This is a genomic window from Dawidia cretensis (assembly GCF_018598175.1).
Classification (GTDB): domain Bacteria; phylum Bacteroidota; class Bacteroidia; order Cytophagales; family Cyclobacteriaceae; genus Ohtaekwangia; species Ohtaekwangia cretensis.
This window is the reverse complement of sequence record NZ_JAHESE010000039.1, coordinates 36,259-55,931: the sequence shown is the minus strand read 5'-3', so window position 1 is coordinate 55,931 and position 19,673 is coordinate 36,259. Positions and strand designations below refer to the sequence as shown.

Sequence of the window (19,673 nt, the reverse complement as noted above, 5' to 3'; positions counted from 1 at the left end):
GCGATCGCCTTCCTTCCATTCCTCGGGGGCGCGTTTTTGTGGGGGCTTTCCCTCGGGCTCGACACGCTGCGTGATATCTTGTAGGTTCTTGCGCACCTTTTGCGTCTCACGTTTGTGTGCCTGGTTCTCGCGTATGTGGCGGATCGTCTTTTCAATCTCGCGGTTCGTATCGCGCAGTAAGCCCGACGCCTCCTCCTTCGCTTTGTTGATGATCTCCTTGCGCCGGCTTTCCAGCTCGCCCGACAATGTCTGATACTTGGCCAGCGATTGCTTCAGGTCGCTCTCCTGGCGCTCCGTCTTCTTCAACCGCTCGCTCAGCTCCTGGCGCTCACGCTCCAGCGAGCGCACCAACTTTTCAAACCCCGCCAGGTCTTTACCCACGAGTTTCTCCGCCTCTTGCAACGTCTCTTGCGGCAAGCCAATCTTGCGCGCAATCTCCAGTGCAAACGAGCTACCCGGCTTGCCAATGTCAAGCACATAGAGCGGCATCAGGTGCTGGTCGTCAAAGCGCATGGCCGCATTGCGTATACCCTGCCGTTGCCCTGCAAAAAGCTTCAGGTTGTAATAGTGCGTTGTCGCAACGCCCCATACACGCTTCTTGAGCAGCGCTTCCAGGATTGCCTGCGCGATAGCCCCACCAAAGTCTGGGTCTGTGCCCGAACCAAGCTCATCCATCAGCATCAGCGACTTATCGGATGCTGAACGGATAAAAACATCCATGTTGCGCAGGTGGCTGCTATAGGTACTCAAGTCATTCTCGATCGACTGCTGGTCGCCAATGTCCAGCAGGATGTCATGGAAGATACCTACCCGCGACCGGTCCGATACGGGTATCAGCATGCCACATTGTAGCATGTACTGCAGTAGTCCTACGGTCTTCAGACAAACCGATTTACCACCGGCGTTGGGACCAGACACGAGCAGCAGCCGGTCTTGCCGGTCGAGCTCGATGTTCAGCGGAACGATGTCACGCTTCCCTTTCAAGCTGAGGTATAGCAGTGGGTGGCGGGCGTTATACCACACCAGCTCCGGCTGCTTTTCAAGCAAGGGTAAATCGGCACCAATCTCTACTGAGAAACGAGCCTTTGCACGTATAAAGTCTATTTGTGAAAGGAACTGATAGGCTACGCGCAGTACAGGCAGTTGCTGTCGAAACTCGTCTGTAAGCCCGCGCAGAACGCGTACCACCTCGCGTTTCTCGGCGTGTTCCAGATCGCGTATCTCGTTGTTCGCGTCGAGCATCTCCGTCGGCTCCAGGAACACGGTATGGCCAGTGGCCGACTCGTCGAGAATAAAGCCCTTCAACTTGCGTTTGTGTTCCGCCTGAATGGGAATCACCACCCGCCCTTCGCGGATCGTAGGCAACGCTCCTTCAGGCACCCACTTCTGCTCTACTGCCGTACGGTATAATTGGTCCGCCAGCTTACGCAGGCGTCCCTGCTCTTCGCGTAAGCGCTTACGCAAGCGGCCCAGCTCGGGGCTGGCACTGTCGCGCACCATGGCCTTGTCGTCAATGCGGCTGGTGACGGCCTGCACCAGGGTGCCCGTCACCATCACAGGTTGTGCCAGGCGGTATAGCGCGGGGTAAATATCCTGCGCTTTGCTTAGGAACTGGCGGGCGGCCATGACCGTCTCCAGCGAGTACGCCAGATTCAGAAACTCATCGGCCTCCAGCCAATTGCCCTCGATGGCAATCTTCTGCAGCCAGTCGGTCGGATCAAAAAAATAGCGGGACGGAAACGTCTCGCTTTTCTCCAATATTTGGCGGAACTCCAGGTTCTGTTGCAGCTGCGTGCGGATTTCCTCCACCTCGCGACTGAAGCGCATGTCGTCCACCCAGGCGGCCCCGGCGGCAGACAGGCAGTAGCCCTTTAGCTTCTGACGTATCTGTCCAAATCCAAGTTTATCTTCAAATGTTTCCGGGTAAATCATTTCTTTTCAGCGGCCACCGAGGCACGCTGCTCACGTAAATTCAGGGAGTCAACCAGGGTCGTATAGATCTGTTGCATCTCCTTGGGATGTTCAATATAATAGTTCATGGACCGCCGGAAGAGCGAGTCCGTCATGCCTGCCTTTTCAAATATTCGCGCCCGAAACAGGTCCGACACCTGATAGGCCGAGTCACTGGCGATGCCCAGCTTACTGACTTTGTCTTCCGTTATCAGTATTTCGGTGAGCATCTTCACCATTTCATCCCGGTTTAGCACGCCGGGTGGCACCTCCTGCCTGGCAGTACAAGAGAGCAACACCAGTACGGCTACCACCGGGCACCATTTCCGCATCATTTCATTCATATCCACCGGCAAAATAATCATAATTGTTCTATTTTTGGCGTTGACCCAGGCAAACCACCCGGGATCAAGCAAACCGCAGGCCTGGTTTTTCAGTGCCTGTGCACGCCGGCCCGGCTGGGCATGAACGGCGATTTTTAACGAACGGCTACCGTATATATGAAGGAGCTTCTAAAAAAGTTACGGAGGTACGAGATACAGATACGCAAGGCGATCAACAGCCAGATGAAGGGAGACTTTCACTCGGTCTTCAAAGGATCGGGACTGGAGTTCGACGATGTGCGTCCTTACCAGTATGGCGACGATATCCGAACCATCGACTGGAGCGTATCCGCCAAAGGCCACGGCACGTTCGTGAAAACCTTCAAAGAAGAAAAGGAGCAAACCGTCTTTTTCATTCTGGACGTATCGGCCTCCGAAGACATCGGCTCCCCCGGACGCACCAAGGTTGACATTGGAAAAGAGATCTGTGGCGTATTGGCGCTGTCAGCCGTAAAAGAATCGGGCCACGTAGGGCTGATCTGCTACTCCGACATCAAAGAGCGTTTCATAAAGCCCACCAAAGGCCAGTCGCAGGCATACGAAATCATTTCAGCACTCTCCAACCTCAAGCCACTGTCGACAGGTACCAACTTGTCGAAAGCCATTACATTTGCCCTGAACGCCATTCGTCGCCGAAGCGTTGTTATACTCATCTCCGACTTCATCGACGAAGGATACGAAGACAACCTCAAGGCCCTGGCACGCCGGCACGACCTGGTCGTGGTTCATATCAGCGACAAACGCGAAACAAGCCTCCCCAAGCTTGGTATCATCCCCGTGCTGGATAAAGAGACGCAACGTACCGTGTGGATCAATACATCCTTCGGCGACTTCCGCGAAAAGATCATCCGCCACCACAACGAGCGGAAAGACATGCTGCAGAAATTTAGCCGCAAACACGAGATCAACTTCATAACGCTCGATACAGACGAAGACTATGTACCCAAGTTGTTGCGTTTATTCAAGGTGCGGAACAAATCGATGAAGACGACATGAGGATGAAAACGATCGGTTTAGCCGCCTGTATACTATTGTTCTTTCAGCTCGCCGTCCAGGCACAGGACACCAACGTCACCGTGCGGGCCGGTTTCATAGAAGACAGCCTGCGTGTAGGCGACCCCGTACGCTTTTACCTGACCGCGCGTTACGCACAAGGTCAACAGGTGCTGTTCCCCGACTCGACCTTTACCTATGCGCCGTTCGAGCTCGACCACCGCAGCTATACCCCCACCGACACACGCGACGGCATGAGCTACGACAGCGTGGTGTACCACGTCACCACCTTTGAGCTGGACGAACGTCCGTCTCTCAGCCTGCCCGTATACCTGCTCACACCACAGGATTGCACCGCCTTCAAATCACCGCGCGACACCATCCGGTTGGCGTTGTCGCCCATGCCGGGCCTTGACAGCATAACCATCGACAAGCTCCCCTTGCGCGAGAACGTCACCTACCACGACGTACCCCAGGCGTTCAACTACATCATCGCCCTGATTGCCATCGGTGCCATCCTGCTGATCGCCGTCCTGGTATGGGTCTTCTTTGGCCGGCGTATCCGTAAATACTTCCGCATCCGCCGCATGTTGAAGATGCACGAGCAATTTATGATCTCATACGGCGGTTCCGTGGCAGGCATACACAGTAATTTCTCGGCAGCCAACGCAGAGCACGTTTTGGCCCAATGGAAACGTTATATGGAACAACTGGAGATCCGCCCCTATACAAAAATGACAACGCGCGAAATACAAGCCGCTTTAAAAGACGATGCCGTCACGCGCACCCTGAAGGCCATCGACGGGGCGATCTATGGTCATAGCACACAGGCAGCGACCGAATCGCTTGCCAACCTGCGCGACCTGGCCAACCAACGCTTTGCCGTAAAACTACAGGAGGTGAAAAATGGATAAGGACCTCACACCGTGGTACTCGCCGGAGTGGTTCTTCCCCTCCACCCTTCGTTCCTTCACGTGGGAAAACAGTTGGATGCTCTGGTTCCTCCTGGCGGTGCCCGTCGTATTTTTAGTGCGCTGGTTCATCCGGCAGAACACCAACCAAAAGCTCTCCGTCGCGATAACACGGCAAGACCTGCATGCCTCACCCCTCGCGCTGCTACGCCTGATCCCCGACGTATTAATGTTTCTGACACTCGCCTTGCTCATAACCGGCCTGGCGCGTCCGCAGAAAAGCAACGAGAAGGTCGAGCAATGGACCGAAGGCATCGACATCATGATCGCCCTCGACATCTCACAATCCATGTTGATCGAAGACTTTGTGCCCAACCGGCTCGAAGCCGCGAAAGAGGTAGCAAAGAATTTCATTGACGGCCGTGTACAAGACCGTATCGGCCTGGTCGTATTTGCTGGCGATGCCTTTTCCATGGCACCCCTCACAACCGACTACGATCTTTTGCGCGCTTACCTCAAGGACATTACCTATGAGATGATCGAAAGCAAAGGCACTGCCATCGGAAGCGCCATGGCCGTGGTCACAAACCGTATGGGCGAGTCCGACGCCAAATCAAAAGTATGTATTCTCTTGAGTGACGGTGACAATACCGCCGGCAACATCGATCCGATCACAGCCGCCGAATTGGCAACAGCCTACGGCATAAAGATCTATACCATCGTCGTGGGAAAAGAAGGGATGGTGCCGTACGGCAAAGATTTCTTTGGCCGTCCCAACATGGTCGAGAACACCATCGACGAAAGCACCATGCGCAAAATGGCGGGCATCGGCGGTGGCGAGTTCTTCCGCGCGACCGACAACCGCGCACTGGAACAGGTCTTTGCCCGCATCAATCAATACGAAAAAGCCGAGATCAAAGAGACCCGCTTCAAAGACACGTCTGATTATTACTACATCTACGTGAGCTGGGCAGTGGCATTCTTTCTGCTGTGGTTGTTACTGAAATCTACCTTCATCAGCAACATCCTGCAAGACTAATGCGGTAGATTATCGGGAAAGAAAATCAAGCGACCGGCAAAGATTACCAGCACAACACCGAGCACCATGTTCATGACCTGAATAACGCGCGGTGTCATCAGTAGACGCAGTCTGTCGGCCAGTTTCGCTTTGATAACATCCGTCAGGAATACGGTGCCTATGATGGATGCAAAGAAAATAAACACCTGTTGATTGGAATGATACGCCAACTGAGTTGTGGCTACCCCTACCGTGGCAATCCAGAAGAACAAGACCATGGGGCTCAGGCCATTGATGATAAAACCTTTCGCTACCAGGCTCAGCCATCCCCGCGAACGTATATGACCGGCTTCGGAACGAACCAGCTTTCGGCTTTTGACCAATAGGTAATACAAACCAAAAAGCAATAACACACCACCACCAGCGTACGAAAGGTAATGCCGGAACTTCTCCGCCTCCATAAACTGCACCAGGCCCAGGTATGAAAAGAAGATATAGCAAGCGTCACTAAACGATACTCCCACCGCTACCAGCACGCCGCTGGTAAACCCACGTTCGATACTCGTTTGGATGATCGTAAAAAATACAGGGCCAATAAGAAATGCCAGCACGATGCCGGACACAATTCCATTAATGACGATTTCCATTCACCTGGGTTTGGAGGAACATTTTCCAGTCGTCGAGCTGTGCGTTTTTCATCACCCTCGGAAATTTATTCTGCCCCCCTACTTTCCCTTTCGATTCCATCCAGTCGTAAAACGTCTTGACAGGCAAGACATCGACAATGACCTCTTTCAACGCAGCGCTCCGCTCTACAGCATAGTCGTCGTTCAATTCTTTTAAGTGCAGGTCGATTTTCTCTTTTAAGGCCTTCTGATCAACCTCGTCGTCAGTGCCGACAAACCAGTGGTGTGCAAACAACGACCCGTGTGGTATACCGGCTACCGTAAACTCCGGGACGACGATGTTAAAATCATTGGCCACCAATTCGATAGCCTTGTTCATGTTGTCTACCGATAAGTGCTCACCGCACAAGCTCAGGAAGTGTTTGGTCCGCCCCGTAATCACGATCTCCGCTTCTTCCAGCGAGGTGAACTTGATAACGTCGCCGATCAGATAACGCCAGGCCCCGGCGCACGATGACATCAGAATGGCATATTCTTTACCTTCTTCCACCTCGTCGATCATAAAGGTCTCGGCGTCAGGCGAGATCTCGCCGTTCGCATCAAAATTACGTGCTTCAAACGGCACAAACTCATAGAAAATCCCGTTGTTCAATACCAGGCGCATAGAGCGCCGGTTGGGAAACGCCTGGAAGGCAAGAAAACCTTCCGACGCCAGGTAGGTCTCGATGTAATAGATCGGGCGACCCAATAGCTTCTCAAAACCCTTGCGATATGGATCGATCGAAACCCCACCGTGCACATATACCATCAGGTTGGGCCAGATTTCGTGTATATTCTGCAGGCGGTGATACTGGATGATCTTCTCCATCAGGATTTGGATCCAGGCCGGTACACCAACGATGATACCGATGTCCCAGTCCTTGGCTTTGCGAGCGATCTCGTCAAGCTTCGCATCCCAATTGCGGGTTCTGGCGATCTGCTTGCCCGGCTTGTAAAAATGCTGGAACCAGAACGGAATCTTGGCCGCCTGAATACCGCTCAAGTCACCTTCAAAATAGCTGCCCTTGTGGTTCAGGTGCGTGCTCCCTCCCAGCATCAGAATGCCCGACTCGAAGATCGCCGGCGGCAGATCATATTTCGATAGCGTAAGAATCTGCCGGACGCTGGTCTTCTGCATCGCCTTGGTCATATCCTTGGTCACCGGTATGTACTTTGACGAAGCCTCCGACGTACCCGAGCTTAGCGCAAAATATTTGACACGTCCCGGCCAGCACACATTCTTGACACCCTTCAGCGCAAGCTTCCACCAATCGCCATAGATTTTGTTATAGCTATGGATGGGCACATGCGCCTTATACCTTCGATAGAATTCCTTGTCTCCCTTGCGGAAGCTGTTCAGTGTATCGGCAAAGTTGTAATACTTACCAAACTCCGTCTGACTGGCGGTGATCAGCAGCTCTTTGAGCTCTTTTTTCTGCAAGTCGAACGGAGACGTATATTCCTGTTCAAGCATTTCTCGAATGCGTATTCCTTTTTTCAGCAAGGTTCCCAGGATCGCCATATTTTTGCTTTAGCTTTGATGGATATAACGGGCAAAAATAGGCATGAATATCAAGAATAACATCACGAATCTCCGGCAAACTTTGCCGCCGGGCTGTCGTTTGGTGGCCGTCAGCAAGACCCAACCCCTCGACAAGATCCAGGAGGCGTACGCTTCCGGACAACGGGACTTTGGCGAGAACCGCGTGCAGGAGCTTATCGGCAAGTACGAACAGCTCCCCCAGGACATTCACTGGCACCTGATCGGCCACCTGCAAACCAACAAGGTAAAATACATCGCTCCCTTTGTATCACTCATACACTCCGTCGACAGCCCTCGCCTGCTCGAAGAGATCAACAACCAGGCCGGCAAAGCCGGACGCGTCATCGACTGCCTGTTGCAAGTACACATAGCCCAGGAAGAGACTAAATACGGACTGACCGAAGAGGAAGCCCGCACGCTGATCACCTCGCCGGCCTTGCGCAACTATCAACACATTCGCATTCAAGGGCTCATGGGCATGGGCTCGCTCACAGACAACACAGAACAGGTGCGCCGGGAATTTCGCTCGCTCAAAACGTTCTTCGATCGCCTGCAGCACGAAAACCTGCCATCCAATGCCAGCATGACGATCCTGTCCATGGGCATGAGCAGCGACTATAAAATTGCCATAGAAGAGGGCAGTACAATGCTCCGCATCGGAACATCGCTATTCAAAACAACCTGATGCTATCTTTACACCGACAACGCAAGCGCTAACCGCCGCATACTTTTACATTTACCTACTGTATATGAATCACCGTACAACCTTACTGGCCGCCGCCCTGCTCGGTTTCGCCGGCGTCAGCCTGGGCGCTTTCGGAGCCCATGCGCTAAAGCCCTTCCTGGTACAAGCCGGCCGTTTCGACACGTTCGAGCTGGCCACGCGGTACCAGTTCTACCACGCCCTGGCCATGCTGGGCGTCGGCATCCTGCAACTAACCTACCCAGGCAAAAAGCTTCGCCACGCGGCGCTTTTCCTGCTCCTTGGCGTATTGCTCTTCAGTGGCAGCCTGTACATGCTGTGCTTCTTCCAGCCCGGCATCTTCGGCCCCATCACCCCGGTGGGCGGCATCTTGCTCATCACCGGCTGGGTGTTTGTTTTTCTGGCGGTGTACACCCGCGACGGACAAACCCGCTAAAAAAAGCAAAGGCTCCCATCGGGAGCCTTTGCTTTGAATGCCTTTTAGAAACGACCGCTTATTGAGGCTGTTTCTTTTCCGATACCTGTGCTGTAAAGGAAATCTTTGCTTCGTCAGGGTTCGCGGCGTTTGATACAACCGTAACAACCTTGTCCTGGCGACCGATTTTACCGGCGCTGTTGAAAGCCACTACAATTTCGCCTTTACCACCTGGTTGGATGGGATCACGCGGCCAGCCTTTCGGCGTTGTGCAACCGCACGTTACCTGTACGTTCGTAAGGATCAACGGTTCAGTGCCAGTGTTGGTGAACTTGAAGGTCTCCTCTACTTTGTCGCCTTGTACGATCTCACCGAAATCATGCGTTTTCTTCTCAAACGTGATCACGGGGCCGCTTACTTTTTTAGTGCTTGCCTGTTGCGCATAAGCACCGGCGGCAAAGGCCACCATTACTATCAGAAACAGATACTTCTTCATACGCTATTTTTTTTCAAATTTAACGAGTTCATACCAACAATGCTGCCAGAATGATCGAAATTTCTGACTTTCTGCCGTGCTTTGCTACGCGGTAGCGGAAAACACTGAGCGAAATTGTTATGGACGGAGAAATAGCCCGTGTCTACGGAAACCGGCTACGTGTGCGGGTCTGCGGGCTGTGCTGGCAGGCCGACAACCTGCTGGTGGTCAGACACCGTGGCATATCGGCCAACGGCTTCTGGGCACCACCCGGCGGCGGCCTTGAAACCGGTGAAACACTGGAAGATACCCTCGTGCGGGAATTCCTGGAAGAGACCGGCCTGCACGTGCGCCCCGGCCGTTTTCTCTTTGGTTGCGAATTCCTTCACCCACCCCTCCACGCGTTGGAGCTGTTTTTCGAAGCCACGGTAACCGGAGGCACCCTGCGTGTAGGCGACGACCCCGAGCTCTCCCTGCTGACCGATGCCGCCTTCCTGCCGGTGACCACACTTGCGGCCGAAGCCGCTCCCGATGCACATGGTATTTTCCGCCTCGCAGGCAGCGCCGCTGAAGTGCGCAAACTGTGTGGTTTTTACAGGATTTAATCGGCAGGCTGCCCGCCCCAACTTGTGATTTCCCCGCTAAAATCTTTATTATTGCAAAGAACCCATCCCCAAAACGCGCCACAAGCGGAAAACAGGAAGACATTGCAACCATCCACACTTCACTATAAGCTCATAAAAAAAGTCAGGGACGAGCGTTTCGATGAGGAATATATTCATCAATACCATCTGTTGATCCAACTGGGCACCCGCGACTTTCAGATCCTCGTGGTCGATCCGTACGACAACCGCGCCCTGCTGCTGGAAGACTTTGTCCTCCCGAACCTCACATCACACGAAGCGCTGTTGCAGCTCCTCGATCAACTGTTCGACTCACACGCGGTACTCAAAGCAGGGTTCTGGAAAAAGATCAAAATCTCCATCAAGAATCAAAAATTCGTACAGGTACCCGTGGCGTTGTTTGCGGAAGAATCGATGGAAGACTACCTGAAATTCAATGCGCACGTGGATCCCGACCGCGAAGACCTCCTGGCGACAGTCAATCCCACAGCACAAGCGGTAACCGTCTTTGCCATCAACAAAGACTTGCACCGCTGGCTGCTCAACATGTACCCCAGCAACCCGCCGGTGTTCACACACCAGTCCGCCGCCCTGATCGAAGGTACATTGCTATCATCCCAGGACCGCGACGACACGCCCCTCTATATCTACGTAGATCGGTTCAAGCTCCACATACTCGTCTGCAAAGACGGCAAGCTGATGTATTACAATCAGTTTGCGATTAAAGAGTTTTCCGATTACATCAAATACATCATGCTGGTCATGAAAGCCCTCGACCTGAACCAGCAAACAAGCCAGGTGATCCTCTGGGGGTATATCGGCAAGAACTCGCCACATTACCACGAGTTCTACAAGTATATCAGCAACGTATGGTTCGGAAGCCGGCCTGCCACCATGCAGTTCAGCTATATGTTTGACGACATCCAGGACCACCATTTCTTTGATCTTTACAGCGTGCACCTGATGCCGTAATTTCCGTACCGTTATGAACAAACGCATTGCGCTTTTCCCTGGTTCCTTCGATCCCTTCACCAGAGGCCACGAAGACATCGTCCTCCGCGGCTTGCAAATGTTTGATGAGATCATCATCGCCATCGGCTACAACAGCCAGAAAAGCAACCGGTATTTCCCGATCGAAAAAATGATCGCCAGCATCAACGAGGCGTTCCGGCAATACCCCAACATCACAGTCCTCACCTATTCCGAGCTGACGGCCGAGCTGGCGCGCAAACACAACGCCCGCTTCCTTTTGCGCGGCCTGCGCAACACGACGGACTTCGAATACGAAAACAGCATCTCGCAGGTAAACCGCCAGCTGTACGACGAGCTCGAGTCGGTGTTCCTCATCACCACGCCGCAATTGGCATGGATCAGCTCATCCATCATCCGCGAAGTACACAAGTACGGCGGCGATGTATCGCAGTTCCTACCCTATAAATTATAAGATTGTCCCGGCCCCGCAAATTAGCGGGGTGTCGACTTTACCTCGAGCGAGGCATAGTATTGTTCAAAGACGTAGTTGATGGACTTATACGAATGCTCCAGCGCGTGGTATACTTCCTTGCTGTTCATCCAGCGCACCTCTTCAATATCTTCGTCCAGCGCCGGGCGCATACGCGAGTCGTCGTCGATATCCATGACGAACCAACGCGTCTTTTTCAAGAAGGCGTTCTTGTTCATGGTATACGTGTGCCAGGTCGTGCAGATCTTCGGGCCGAGCTTCACGGACACGTTGCACTCCTCCTCCACCTCACGTACGGCAGTCGTACGGTTGCGTTCGCCTTTTTCCTTCTTGCCCTTCGGCAGATCCCACTTTTTCATGCGGTAGATCATCAGGAACTTATCCTTCTTCCGGATCAGTCCGCCGGCGGCTTTTACCACTTTAAACCGGCTGCGCAGATAATCTTTGATACCCGCATAGTCGGTCACGGAAAGAGCCAGCGAAAGCACATTGGTCGGAACCTTCGAGTCGAGAAAACCGATGATCGCATCAAAGTCGCGATCGGTCACGTTCTTGATCCATACGTGGTGGATCAGATCCGCGGGCGTCAAAGGTCTCACAGCGGCATCGGCAGTGGAGTTAATCCGGCCGCCATCGGGCATTTCGTCGCTTTTGAGTATCCGGACGGGAATGTCGTTAATAAAAATGATCATGGCCGTTTCCTTTTTACACCTTCCATTCAGCGCAAAAGAATAAAATATTCGTAAGGAGACAAGCGGTTGCGAAAAAGATTTTTGGCAGTACCTTCGCGCCCATGGCAACGACCGTACACGTACAAGAGCAAACAGCCGCCTCCGTGGCGTCTATGCTGCTGGAAATCCAGGCTATTAAGCTGAACACCGAAAAACCCTTTACCTGGGCATCAGGCTGGAAATCGCCGATCTATTGCGACAACCGTCTGTCCCTTTCCTTCCCGGCCATCCGCACCGCCATCCGCGACGGCCTCGTACAGGCCATTCGTGCAAAGTTTCCCAGCGCCGAAGCCGTCGCCGGGGTAGCCACCGCCGGCGTGCCGCAAGGCGCCCTGGTAGCCGACGTATTGCAGCTGCCATTCGTGTATGTGCGTCCGAAGCCAAAAGACCACGGCATGGAAAACCTCATTGAAGGAAAAGTGGTCAAAGGCCAACGCGTCGTCGTGATCGAAGACCTGATCTCCACCGGTGGCAGCTCACTCAAAGCCGTACAGGCCCTGCGCGATGCCGGTTTTGAAGTATTGGGCATGGCATCCATCTTCACCTATGGCTTCGAAGTGGCCGTAAGCAACTTCCGGGAAGCAAATGTGCCCCTGGTAAGCCTCAGCGACTATAGCAGTCTGATTGCATACGCATCGTCGCACAACCTCATTTCCACAGACCAGATCACCTCGCTGAAGGCCTGGCGCGTAGACCCCGCCAACTGGCGTGCTATTTCCTAAACATTATAAAGGCTGCTGACACACCATTGTCACCTCGGGCATGTTATTTGACCCTTGGAATTAAACCCAAAAATTCAAATACCATGGAAACAAAAGAAATTGCAAAACGTCTGGCCGACTACTGCCGCAAAGGTGATTGGGACGGCGCCCAGAAAGAACTGTACGCCGACAATGCTAAAAGCATCGAGCCGTACGCTACACCTGCTTTTTCCAAAGAAACCATCGGCTTGAACGCCATTGTGGAAAAAGGTAAAAAATTCGATAACATGGTGGAGCAGATGCATGGCATCGAGGTCTCTGATCCGCTGGTCGCCGGCAACTCCATCGCCTTTACCTTGGCCATGGACGTAACCATGAAAAACCAGCCCCGTATGACCACACCCGAGCTATGCGTATACCAGGTAAAAGATGGCAAGATCGTATCCGAAGAGTTCTTCGTATAACGTTCTGCCAACAATAACAACAAAGCGCTTCCCAGCCACACGGGGAAGCGCTTTGTATTTTCATGTGATCAGTGTTGCCGTGCAAGCCACGCCAGAATATAGTCGGCATCTTCCTGCCACGTAGATTGGCCCAATACAAAATGATTGCGACCGGCAAATTCCTTGTACTCCGTTACCGATCCATTCTGCGCATAGCGTTTGAAGTTGCGATAATTCAAGTGTGCCGGTATGATCGTATCTTCCGATCCCGAGGTGAGCAGCAGCGGTGCATGCGGCTTGTCAAAATCTACTTTCGCCACGCGCGTCAGACCACCACGCGCCACAGTCTTCGACTCGGGAATAACGTTTGCCTGATAAGCCTTTTGCTGCTCGGCCAACGGCATGCCGTTAACAAAAGCGTACTGCCAATCCTTAAACGACATCAAATAGGTCTCACGCAACGAAGTGAACAGACCCAGCGCTTTCCATCCCGCGCGCAAAAAAGAAAACTCATAGGGAATCACGCCCAACGGTGGCACAGGGTGAATAGCAACACCGGCAGCGGCCAGCCCGCGATTCACGATCACTTGCGTGATCAATCCCCCTAACGAATGACCGATAACAATAGGTTTTTCTTGTAAGCTTTGTACAATGGCGGCGTAATGATCAATTACTTCGCCCAGCGTGAGCGTTGCCAGCTCGATATCGTGCGGATGGCGTTGCCGCAAGACGTCGGGCGCCGCATCTTTAAAAGGCCACGGTGGGGCCAGGCACATAAAGCCCTTGCTTTCAAAATAATCCTTCCAGGCGTCCCAGCCGAAATGCGTAACAAAAGCACCGGTGATAAAAACAACGGTTCTCGCATGATTAATATTCATAACACGTAGGTAGATAGGTTCTGCTAAATGTAAGCAGTTAATCTCTTTCTTTCCTACAGGCTTATGTCGTCGGTACGATCATGGGTGCGCTGTCCTTTTCTTCAATCGTTGACAACGATAGCAATACCGTATATATCCGGTATCGTATAAGCGCATTACTTCTCCACATATTGCCGAAGCAACTTGCCGACAAGCTCCGTCCATCCTCCGGCAAAGCTCTCTTTGGCAAAGTCTGGATTGTTTTGGGGAAACGACTCGAGCCCTGCATGAGTCAACTTCACACGCGTTTGCGTCCCCTCGGAAAAAAGCTCAAACGTAACGGTCGAATAACCGGGATGATTTTCGTATGTCCACGTGTGAGTCAGCTTCTTTTGCGGAATTACTTCCAGAATCTTGCAACGATGAATGTACTGCTCGCCTTTGTGGCCTTTACCCGCAAAGGTGAACTCAAACCCAACTTCAGGGATAAACTCTTCCAGGTCGAAATACCACTCCTTCATCTGGTCCTTGTCGGTAATGGCCTTCCAAACTTTCTCGACCGGAGCGTTATACGTACGCTCGATCACAAAGGGTTGTGCAGTTTCCATAAGGCATGATGGTTTTGTTCTTCGATCCTGACCCGAATATATAGGAAACTATTCAGTTACGCAAATATCGCACGGTCATCCGCACAAACGCGCTCCGTCTGACAGGTTGTTGCGATCAATAGCAATGGATTGTGTGTCGTCTGTGAAGTGTTCTATGACGGCCAGCAGCCGGCTCACGTCGATCGGTTTTTCCAGGTAACAATCCACCCCTGCGGCTTTCGCACACGCCTCGCTGTCACTACCCGAGATCATCACGATCGGCACACGCCGTCCGCCCGACTTCAGTCGTAAATACTTGCTGACGGCAATGCCGTCGATGACGTCCATATTTTTATCCAGTATAAAAAGGTCGGGGTTCCCGTGCAGGCCGTCGACGATGGCCATCGCGCTGGGCAGCCCCAGCACCTCGTAACCCTTGTCCTGCAAGACCTTGCATAAGATCGAGAGCATATCCTGATCGTCCTCCACAATCAGGATCTTTTTCTTCCGGGGGGTGCCGGCATCTGCCGGGCTGGGTTCCGGTGAGGGTGTTACAGAGAGTTTTCGTTCGCGCATAGTCATTTTCGCCGGCGTAACATTTATAAATACCCTGCCACCGGTACAACCGCCCTGAGACACGACATGCACGATCAAATTGGGTAAACGAAGGGACAGAATCAATTCACTACAGCCTCCACATAAGGCCAGAAAACGATCACCCCCATAACGATAGCCATACCCGACGCCACCACCACGGCGCCCGCCGCCAGGTCTTTCACCTTGCCGGCCAGCGGATGCCGTTCACGCGTCACGAGGTCAACTAAATTTTCGAGAGACGAATTGACGACTTCCAGGCTCAACACCAACGCTATATTGAACAATACCACACACCACTCCAGCCGCGTAATGGAAAAATAAGAGCCAGCCGCCAGCACCAGCAACGCCATGCCCAGCTGAATGCGGAAGTTCCGACCGCCAAAGGCTGCCTGAAGCCCTTGCAGCGCATACCGTACACTTTGTAGAAAGGTCTTCATGATAACATCAGAGCTTCGTCAATCGCCCGATCCAGCAATATACCGCGCGCACCGCCAACCGGCGCAAAACCGCTATACTGCGATACCTGCTGCCAGGCCGTATCCAGGTGGAAATCCTGCTGCGCCACGCTGTAGGCAATTCTCTTCTCCATCAACCTGGCAGCCAGATACTCTTGTTCCGTCTGCCCGGGCGTCGGAACAAAAATAGCATTCCCGCCAACATGTGCCAGATCCATCACCGTACTAAAACCACTACGCGCCAACACGCAACGGGACGACTCCAATGCCGTTTGTAAAGCGTCACTCGCCAGGAAATCCACCACCTCTGCCCGCGTTTCCAACGGCGGCACCTTTCGCCCGCCCGGCAACCCGCGTACAATCAATACGCGCAGTGTGCTATGATTTATTTGCGCCATAACCACCTGCTCCAGCAACGTACGCTGCGGCTCCGGTCCGGAAAACACACACACCAGGTCATAACGTTTTTCCCGCGGTACGGCCGGCGACAGTCGTGACAGCGCACCGATATAACGATGCGTGGTATCATGGGGGGACTCACCGCACGCCACCAGCTTCCCCGCCAGACTCGACTCGCCCGGGTAATCCGGCAACCAACAGCGCGTGAACCGTTTTATACTCCGCCGATTCATACGCGCCACGATGGATGCCAGCCACCCAAAGCGACGCGGCATAAGTATCGTACATTGATGTGTAATAAAAATACTGGGTACCGATGCAGACCAACATCCATACCGGTTGTCGGCAATGACCAGGTCCACTGACTGCTCGCGCACGAGACGCTCCAGCGCTACATGCTCGCGGCGAATCACGGTGAGAAATTTTGGAAGCTGTTGCGCCATCGCCCACACCATCGAGCCACCCGTTGCCGGATAGCGAGGCTGATAAGCCGGTAACGCCGCATAAAATAAGGAAGGAAACTCCTCTCGTAGCAGTTGCAGGGAATCACCGCTGCCGGCCAGCAACACCGTACAACCCCTGGCCTGTAGCGCGCGAATGATCGGGATGCAACGCGTGGCATGCCCCAGGCCCCAATCCAGCGGCGCCACCAGCACACGCTTCATTCGTTCAACGATTTAAAGCTATACCCCTCCCCCGCCAACTGCTCCAGCAGGCGCGGCAATGCGTAGGTCATATTCCGCTCAGCCTTCAGGCTGTCGTGAAAAACGACAATCGAGCCCGGACGAACAGCCCCCAACGTATTGCGCAGGCAACGCTCCGCAGACAGCGACTTGTCATAGTCCACCGACAGCACATCCCACATAATAATGCGATAGTCGCGCAAGTGTTGAATCTGGCTGCGTGTAATGCGGCCATACGGCGGTCGGAACAAATGCTTCGCAGCCTTTACGTTGTCGGGCGCCGCAAGGGCCTCCGCGCAAGCCTGTATATTTTGCAGGTAGCGATTCGTCGGGGTCTTCCAGCCGTTCAGGTGATTAAAGGTATGATTACCAACAGCATGTCCCGCCGCGAGCAACCGGCTAAAGACGGAAGCATGCCGGCGCACGTTGTCGCCGATGCAAAAGAACGTGGCCTTGGCGCGGACGGCCGCCAACGTATCTAAAACAAACTCGGTGGGTCCTGGCACGGGGCCATCGTCGAAGGTAAGGTATATTTCTTTCGCCTGCGTGGGCACGCGCCACTCCAGCGAAGGATATAACATCGGCAGAATAAACGGTGTGCGGTGTATCATGACTACCCCACGCGGCACGACAGGATCGTGATGTCGTCGTGGTACCCTTTGTTACCCTTAAACTCGTCCAGCGCGACGATAATGTCTTCGTGGATCTTCTTCAGACCACGCGTATAGATATGATCGTTCTGGAAGTATTTCAGCAACGTCTCGACGCCAAACTCGCGACCCGCTTCATTGGTGGTTTCCGTCAGACCGTCGGTATAACAGAAGATCAGGAAGTCGTCGATGTCGGTCAGAAACCCTTCGTTGAGGAAGGGCAGCGGATCCATCGCGCCCAGCACTGTCGAGCCATCTTCCAACAGGCGAATGCCATGCTGGCGATCCCACAGAATGGGCGGATTGTGCCCGGCATTCACATACACCATCGTCTTGAGCCGGATGTCATAGATGGCAGCAAAGAACGTGATAAATTTTTCGCCCTTGGTATTTTCGAGTACCTGGTAGTTAAGGGCTTCCACGATATCGGTCAGGTTCGGCGTTTGCCGAACCAGCGTACGCAACGATGCCTGGAAGTTCGACATCATCAACGCCGCCGGTATACCTTTACCACTCACATCCGCCACGCAAATCAGGAACTGATTTTTGTTCATGGGAATGTAGTCGTAGTAATCGCCACCAATGCGGTCGTGTGGCAAATAACTCGCTTCTACTTTCAGTACGTCCGTGTTGGGCAGTTTCTTGGGAAACAAGAACTGCTGTACGTCGCGCGCAATCTCCAGCTCCTTGCGCAGTGCCTCCTGCTCGAGTTGCTTGCGCGCCAGCTTCTTATTTTCAATGGCTACAATAATGATATTGCTCAACGCCTGAATAAACCGGATGCCGTCTTCGCTTTCATAACGCACGTCGTACTGGTCGAGCCCACCCACAAACACCAGCGCCAGCGTTGTAGTCTTGTGCGCTACCGGCACGATGATATCGAACTCCGTAAACTCACAGTGCTTAAACTCACGCAGGTGCGTAATATCCTGAATGGTCTTGAACTCCGGCAGCAGCTTGATCTTGTAGTAAGGATGTTTGGTGCCGAAGTGGGCCTTGCACTGCCAGTCTTCGTCGAACACAAACAACGCCAGCTTGGTAATGTTGAGATTCGACCGGAGGGTGAAGTTATAGATCTTGTAAAGCGATTCTTCGGGCAGGTTGCTATTGATTGCCTGCGTGATTTCGAGCAGAGCATTCAGCTCCATCTCCTTGATCTCAAATTGCTTCCGTATCTCGAGTTCCTCCATAACGTGTTGTACGGGTAAAGGTAAAAGAATCCCATCAGCAATGCTCGTAAAAACTTCACATCTTTCTGCCCTTCCAGCTGTTCGGTAGGACGTTCGATAACAAGCCTGTAGCGATCACATACAAAGGGTACAATAGTTGTAATAACAGGAACGCCGGCCAATGCCAACGCACTCCCACGAACCGGGCTACTGGCCAGAGGAACCACGCATCCGCCAGGCACTTGCCTGCCAGAAAGATCGCCGCAACACCTTGCAGTGTTCCTCCCGTCAAGACCAACACCAGACTCGCGCACGTCGTTACTTGAATCGCCCATACATACAACGCCACCAGCACCGTATACGCCGATGTATTATGCCGCCACTTACCCGCCCATCGCAACCGCTGACGGGCAAAAGCGCCCAGTGTCCGCGCCGCACGGGTAGTCACAACGGATTGAGGGTGAGTGATGAAATACAGCGATCCGGGATAGCGCGCGCCAATCTTGCGCAACAAAAATTCGTCATCGCCCGACGCCACATGAAAGTTGCCCGTATAGCCGCCCACTTCCTGAAAAGTCATCTTACGGAAAGCCAGGTTCGCACCGTTGCACAGGATGGGAAATCCTAACGCCATCGCCGCACCCGCCGAGCCGATCAAACTAAGAAACTCCAGGGATTGCAAGGTGGCAAAGAAAGTGTCGGCCCGAATAGCCACACCGCCGCACACCAATTGCGTATGCGAGTCGGCAAACCGTGCCGTCAACATCTGCAGCCATCCGGGCAGCACCCGGCAGTCAGCATCGGTGGTAACAATGATGCTACCCGTGGCATGGAGGACACCCGTCGTCAACGCAGCCTTCTTCCCTTCTCCCGATGCCGGAATGCACCGGAACCGACTGTCTGCTTGCGCGATACTGTCGGCAATGGCTACCGTCGCATCGTCAGAATGGTCGTCGACCACGATCACCTCAAAGTTCGTAGCCGTCTGGCGGGTTAAATCTTGCAGCAGCATTTCCAGACACCCCTGCTCGTTACGCGCAGCAATTACTACCGACACCCGGTGTATCAGGGGCCGCGCCGGACCCGGCGGAAGCGAAAACAGCCGCCGCCACCCGAGGCAAAGCCCCAGGATGAAGCTCACATAGCTTCCCGCGAGGAATGCCAAAAGGTAAACCATGACGCAATTTCAATAATTTCCGGATTGCTGCCTATCTTGTCCCCGTGGGAAATATTATCACGGACAAAGTCATCTTAGGCGTC

The 19,673-nt window shown here is 53.4% G+C and carries 24 protein-coding genes; 10 read left to right on the top strand and 14 right to left on the bottom strand.

The window, feature by feature from the left end; all coding sequences use genetic code 11:
* Together KK062_RS26070 and KK062_RS26065 are read right to left on the bottom strand one after the other, a co-directional pair.
* Nucleotides 1–1,932: endonuclease MutS2 (locus KK062_RS26070; protein ID WP_254087317.1), on the bottom strand; the 1,932-nt coding region annotated here is incomplete at its 3' end.
* Entirely contained in the window at nt 1,929–2,315 is a 387-nt protein-coding gene (locus KK062_RS26065) for a DUF4296 domain-containing protein (RefSeq protein ID WP_254087316.1), read from the bottom strand. The genes KK062_RS26070 and KK062_RS26065, both read right to left, overlap by 4 nt.
* A 135-nt stretch (nt 2,316–2,450) precedes the next feature.
* Here KK062_RS26065 and KK062_RS26060 point away from each other — a divergent pair, with 135 nt between their 5' ends.
* Genes KK062_RS26060 through KK062_RS26050 form a run of 3 tightly spaced genes read left to right on the top strand, consistent with a single transcriptional unit; the run spans nt 2,451 to nt 5,276 of the window.
* Nucleotides 2,451–3,329, top strand: coding sequence for a DUF58 domain-containing protein (locus tag KK062_RS26060; protein WP_254087315.1), 879 nt, complete (start codon nt 2,451–2,453; stop codon nt 3,327–3,329).
* Nucleotides 3,326–4,240, top strand: a complete 915-nt coding sequence (locus KK062_RS26055) for a hypothetical protein (protein WP_254087314.1) — start codon at nt 3,326–3,328, stop codon at nt 4,238–4,240. Before KK062_RS26060 ends, KK062_RS26055 begins: the two co-directional genes overlap by 4 nt.
* Nucleotides 4,233–5,276, top strand: coding sequence for a vWA domain-containing protein (locus KK062_RS26050; RefSeq protein WP_254087313.1), 1,044 nt, complete (start codon nt 4,233–4,235; stop codon nt 5,274–5,276). The genes KK062_RS26055 and KK062_RS26050 overlap by 8 nt, the downstream gene beginning before the upstream one ends.
* Here the strand turns inward: KK062_RS26050 and KK062_RS26045 are convergent.
* Entirely contained in the window at nt 5,273–5,902 is a 630-nt protein-coding gene (locus KK062_RS26045) for a LysE family translocator (protein ID WP_254087312.1), read from the bottom strand. The two genes, KK062_RS26050 and KK062_RS26045, sit on opposite strands and share 4 nt — an antisense overlap.
* The gene (locus KK062_RS26040; protein ID WP_254087311.1) at nt 5,886–7,442 is read right to left on the bottom strand and encodes a GH3 family acyl-acid amido synthetase; all 1,557 of its coding nucleotides are present in this window, start codon (nt 7,440–7,442) and stop codon (nt 5,886–5,888) included. Before KK062_RS26040 ends, KK062_RS26045 begins: the two co-directional genes overlap by 17 nt.
* A gap of 43 nt (nt 7,443–7,485) precedes the next feature.
* On the opposite strand from KK062_RS26040, the gene KK062_RS26035 reads away from it, so the two are divergent.
* Nucleotides 7,486–8,148 (top strand): YggS family pyridoxal phosphate-dependent enzyme, encoded by a 663-nt coding sequence (locus tag KK062_RS26035; protein WP_254087310.1) that lies wholly within the window; start codon nt 7,486–7,488, stop codon nt 8,146–8,148.
* A 64-nt stretch (nt 8,149–8,212) separates the two neighbouring features.
* Nucleotides 8,213–8,602, top strand: coding sequence for a DUF423 domain-containing protein (locus KK062_RS26030; protein WP_254087309.1), 390 nt, complete (start codon nt 8,213–8,215; stop codon nt 8,600–8,602).
* Nucleotides 8,603–8,660: 58 nt separating this feature from the next.
* Here the strand turns inward: KK062_RS26030 and KK062_RS26025 are convergent, their stop codons facing one another.
* Nucleotides 8,661–9,077: a DUF1573 domain-containing protein gene (locus KK062_RS26025; RefSeq protein ID WP_254087308.1), complete on the bottom strand. Its 417-nt coding sequence runs from the start codon at nt 9,075–9,077 to the stop codon at nt 8,661–8,663.
* Nucleotides 9,078–9,196: 119 nt separating this feature from the next.
* Between KK062_RS26025 and KK062_RS26020 the strand changes: the two genes are divergently transcribed.
* From KK062_RS26020 to coaD, 3 genes are all read left to right on the top strand, one after another.
* Nucleotides 9,197–9,661: an NUDIX domain-containing protein gene (locus KK062_RS26020; protein ID WP_254087307.1), complete on the top strand. Its 465-nt coding sequence runs from the start codon at nt 9,197–9,199 to the stop codon at nt 9,659–9,661.
* Between the two features lie 102 nt (nt 9,662–9,763).
* Nucleotides 9,764–10,651: a DUF3822 family protein gene (locus KK062_RS26015; protein ID WP_254087306.1), complete on the top strand. Its 888-nt coding sequence runs from the start codon at nt 9,764–9,766 to the stop codon at nt 10,649–10,651.
* 13 nt (nt 10,652–10,664) lie between these two features.
* Nucleotides 10,665–11,123 (top strand): pantetheine-phosphate adenylyltransferase, encoded by a 459-nt coding sequence (coaD, locus tag KK062_RS26010; RefSeq protein WP_254087305.1) that lies wholly within the window; start codon nt 10,665–10,667, stop codon nt 11,121–11,123.
* A gap of 20 nt (nt 11,124–11,143) precedes the next feature.
* On the opposite strand, the gene KK062_RS26005 is transcribed toward coaD, so the two are convergent.
* A complete protein-coding gene (locus KK062_RS26005; protein ID WP_254087304.1) occupies nt 11,144–11,833 on the bottom strand; it encodes an NUDIX hydrolase in 690 nt (229 codons plus the stop codon).
* Between the two features lie 101 nt (nt 11,834–11,934).
* Here KK062_RS26005 and pyrE point away from each other — a divergent pair, with 101 nt between their 5' ends.
* Nucleotides 11,935–12,594 (top strand): orotate phosphoribosyltransferase, encoded by a 660-nt coding sequence (gene pyrE / locus KK062_RS26000; protein WP_254087303.1) that lies wholly within the window; start codon nt 11,935–11,937, stop codon nt 12,592–12,594.
* 83 nt (nt 12,595–12,677) lie between these two features.
* Nucleotides 12,678–13,037 carry a nuclear transport factor 2 family protein gene (locus tag KK062_RS25995; RefSeq protein ID WP_254087302.1) on the top strand — a complete coding sequence of 120 codons (360 nt, stop codon included), beginning with the start codon at nt 12,678–12,680 and terminating at the stop codon, nt 13,035–13,037.
* A gap of 68 nt (nt 13,038–13,105) precedes the next feature.
* Here KK062_RS25995 and KK062_RS25990 read toward each other — a convergent pair whose 3' ends face one another.
* The 8 genes from KK062_RS25990 to KK062_RS25955 form a co-directional block, all read right to left on the bottom strand.
* Nucleotides 13,106–13,894 carry an alpha/beta hydrolase gene (locus KK062_RS25990; protein ID WP_254087301.1) on the bottom strand — a complete coding sequence of 263 codons (789 nt, stop codon included), beginning with the start codon at nt 13,892–13,894 and terminating at the stop codon, nt 13,106–13,108.
* 155 nt (nt 13,895–14,049) lie between these two features.
* Nucleotides 14,050–14,481, bottom strand: coding sequence for an SRPBCC family protein (locus KK062_RS25985; RefSeq protein WP_254087300.1), 432 nt, complete (start codon nt 14,479–14,481; stop codon nt 14,050–14,052).
* Nucleotides 14,482–14,556: 75 nt separating this feature from the next.
* Nucleotides 14,557–15,036: a response regulator gene (locus tag KK062_RS25980; protein WP_254087299.1), complete on the bottom strand. Its 480-nt coding sequence runs from the start codon at nt 15,034–15,036 to the stop codon at nt 14,557–14,559.
* 101 nt (nt 15,037–15,137) lie between these two features.
* Nucleotides 15,138–15,494 carry a diacylglycerol kinase family protein gene (locus tag KK062_RS25975; protein ID WP_254087298.1) on the bottom strand — a complete coding sequence of 119 codons (357 nt, stop codon included), beginning with the start codon at nt 15,492–15,494 and terminating at the stop codon, nt 15,138–15,140.
* Nucleotides 15,491–16,576, bottom strand: coding sequence for a glycosyltransferase (locus KK062_RS25970; protein ID WP_254087297.1), 1,086 nt, complete (start codon nt 16,574–16,576; stop codon nt 15,491–15,493). Before KK062_RS25970 ends, KK062_RS25975 begins: the two co-directional genes overlap by 4 nt.
* On the bottom strand, nt 16,573–17,205 hold the full coding sequence (locus tag KK062_RS25965; protein ID WP_254087296.1) for a polysaccharide deacetylase family protein: 633 nt from the start codon (nt 17,203–17,205) through the stop codon (nt 16,573–16,575). Before KK062_RS25965 ends, KK062_RS25970 begins: the two co-directional genes overlap by 4 nt.
* Before the next feature lie 2 nt (nt 17,206–17,207).
* On the bottom strand, nt 17,208–18,434 hold the full coding sequence (locus tag KK062_RS25960; RefSeq protein WP_254087295.1) for a GAF domain-containing SpoIIE family protein phosphatase: 1,227 nt from the start codon (nt 18,432–18,434) through the stop codon (nt 17,208–17,210).
* A 55-nt stretch (nt 18,435–18,489) separates the two neighbouring features.
* Nucleotides 18,490–19,590, bottom strand: coding sequence for a glycosyltransferase (locus KK062_RS25955; RefSeq protein ID WP_254087294.1), 1,101 nt, complete (start codon nt 19,588–19,590; stop codon nt 18,490–18,492).
* Nucleotides 19,591–19,673 lie beyond the last annotated feature (83 nt).

Excerpts from the sequence above, each read along its gene's own strand:
- KK062_RS26065 (WP_254087316.1), bottom strand. The coding sequence starts at position 2,315 with ATGATTATTTTGCCGGTGGATATGAATGAAATGATGCGGAAATGGTGC.
- KK062_RS26060 (WP_254087315.1), top strand. The coding sequence starts at position 2,451 with ATGAAGGAGCTTCTAAAAAAGTTACGGAGGTACGAGATACAGATACGC.
- KK062_RS26055 (WP_254087314.1), top strand. The coding sequence starts at position 3,326 with ATGAGGATGAAAACGATCGGTTTAGCCGCCTGTATACTATTGTTCTTT.
- KK062_RS26050 (WP_254087313.1), top strand. The coding sequence starts at position 4,233 with ATGGATAAGGACCTCACACCGTGGTACTCGCCGGAGTGGTTCTTCCCC.
- KK062_RS26045 (WP_254087312.1), bottom strand. The coding sequence starts at position 5,902 with ATGGAAATCGTCATTAATGGAATTGTGTCCGGCATCGTGCTGGCATTT.
- KK062_RS26040 (WP_254087311.1), bottom strand. The coding sequence starts at position 7,442 with ATGGCGATCCTGGGAACCTTGCTGAAAAAAGGAATACGCATTCGAGAA.
- KK062_RS26035 (WP_254087310.1), top strand. The coding sequence starts at position 7,486 with ATGAATATCAAGAATAACATCACGAATCTCCGGCAAACTTTGCCGCCG.
- KK062_RS26030 (WP_254087309.1), top strand. The coding sequence starts at position 8,213 with ATGAATCACCGTACAACCTTACTGGCCGCCGCCCTGCTCGGTTTCGCC.
- KK062_RS26025 (WP_254087308.1), bottom strand. The coding sequence starts at position 9,077 with ATGAAGAAGTATCTGTTTCTGATAGTAATGGTGGCCTTTGCCGCCGGT.
- KK062_RS26020 (WP_254087307.1), top strand. The coding sequence starts at position 9,197 with ATGGACGGAGAAATAGCCCGTGTCTACGGAAACCGGCTACGTGTGCGG.
- coaD (WP_254087305.1), top strand. The coding sequence starts at position 10,665 with ATGAACAAACGCATTGCGCTTTTCCCTGGTTCCTTCGATCCCTTCACC.
- KK062_RS26005 (WP_254087304.1), bottom strand. The coding sequence starts at position 11,833 with ATGATCATTTTTATTAACGACATTCCCGTCCGGATACTCAAAAGCGAC.
- pyrE (WP_254087303.1), top strand. The coding sequence starts at position 11,935 with ATGGCAACGACCGTACACGTACAAGAGCAAACAGCCGCCTCCGTGGCG.
- KK062_RS25995 (WP_254087302.1), top strand. The coding sequence starts at position 12,678 with ATGGAAACAAAAGAAATTGCAAAACGTCTGGCCGACTACTGCCGCAAA.
- KK062_RS25990 (WP_254087301.1), bottom strand. The coding sequence starts at position 13,894 with ATGAATATTAATCATGCGAGAACCGTTGTTTTTATCACCGGTGCTTTT.
- KK062_RS25985 (WP_254087300.1), bottom strand. The coding sequence starts at position 14,481 with ATGGAAACTGCACAACCCTTTGTGATCGAGCGTACGTATAACGCTCCG.
- KK062_RS25980 (WP_254087299.1), bottom strand. The coding sequence starts at position 15,036 with ATGCGCGAACGAAAACTCTCTGTAACACCCTCACCGGAACCCAGCCCG.
- KK062_RS25975 (WP_254087298.1), bottom strand. The coding sequence starts at position 15,494 with ATGAAGACCTTTCTACAAAGTGTACGGTATGCGCTGCAAGGGCTTCAG.
- KK062_RS25970 (WP_254087297.1), bottom strand. The coding sequence starts at position 16,576 with ATGAAGCGTGTGCTGGTGGCGCCGCTGGATTGGGGCCTGGGGCATGCC.
- KK062_RS25965 (WP_254087296.1), bottom strand. The coding sequence starts at position 17,205 with ATGATACACCGCACACCGTTTATTCTGCCGATGTTATATCCTTCGCTG.
- KK062_RS25960 (WP_254087295.1), bottom strand. The coding sequence starts at position 18,434 with ATGGAGGAACTCGAGATACGGAAGCAATTTGAGATCAAGGAGATGGAG.
- KK062_RS25955 (WP_254087294.1), bottom strand. The coding sequence starts at position 19,590 with ATGGTTTACCTTTTGGCATTCCTCGCGGGAAGCTATGTGAGCTTCATC.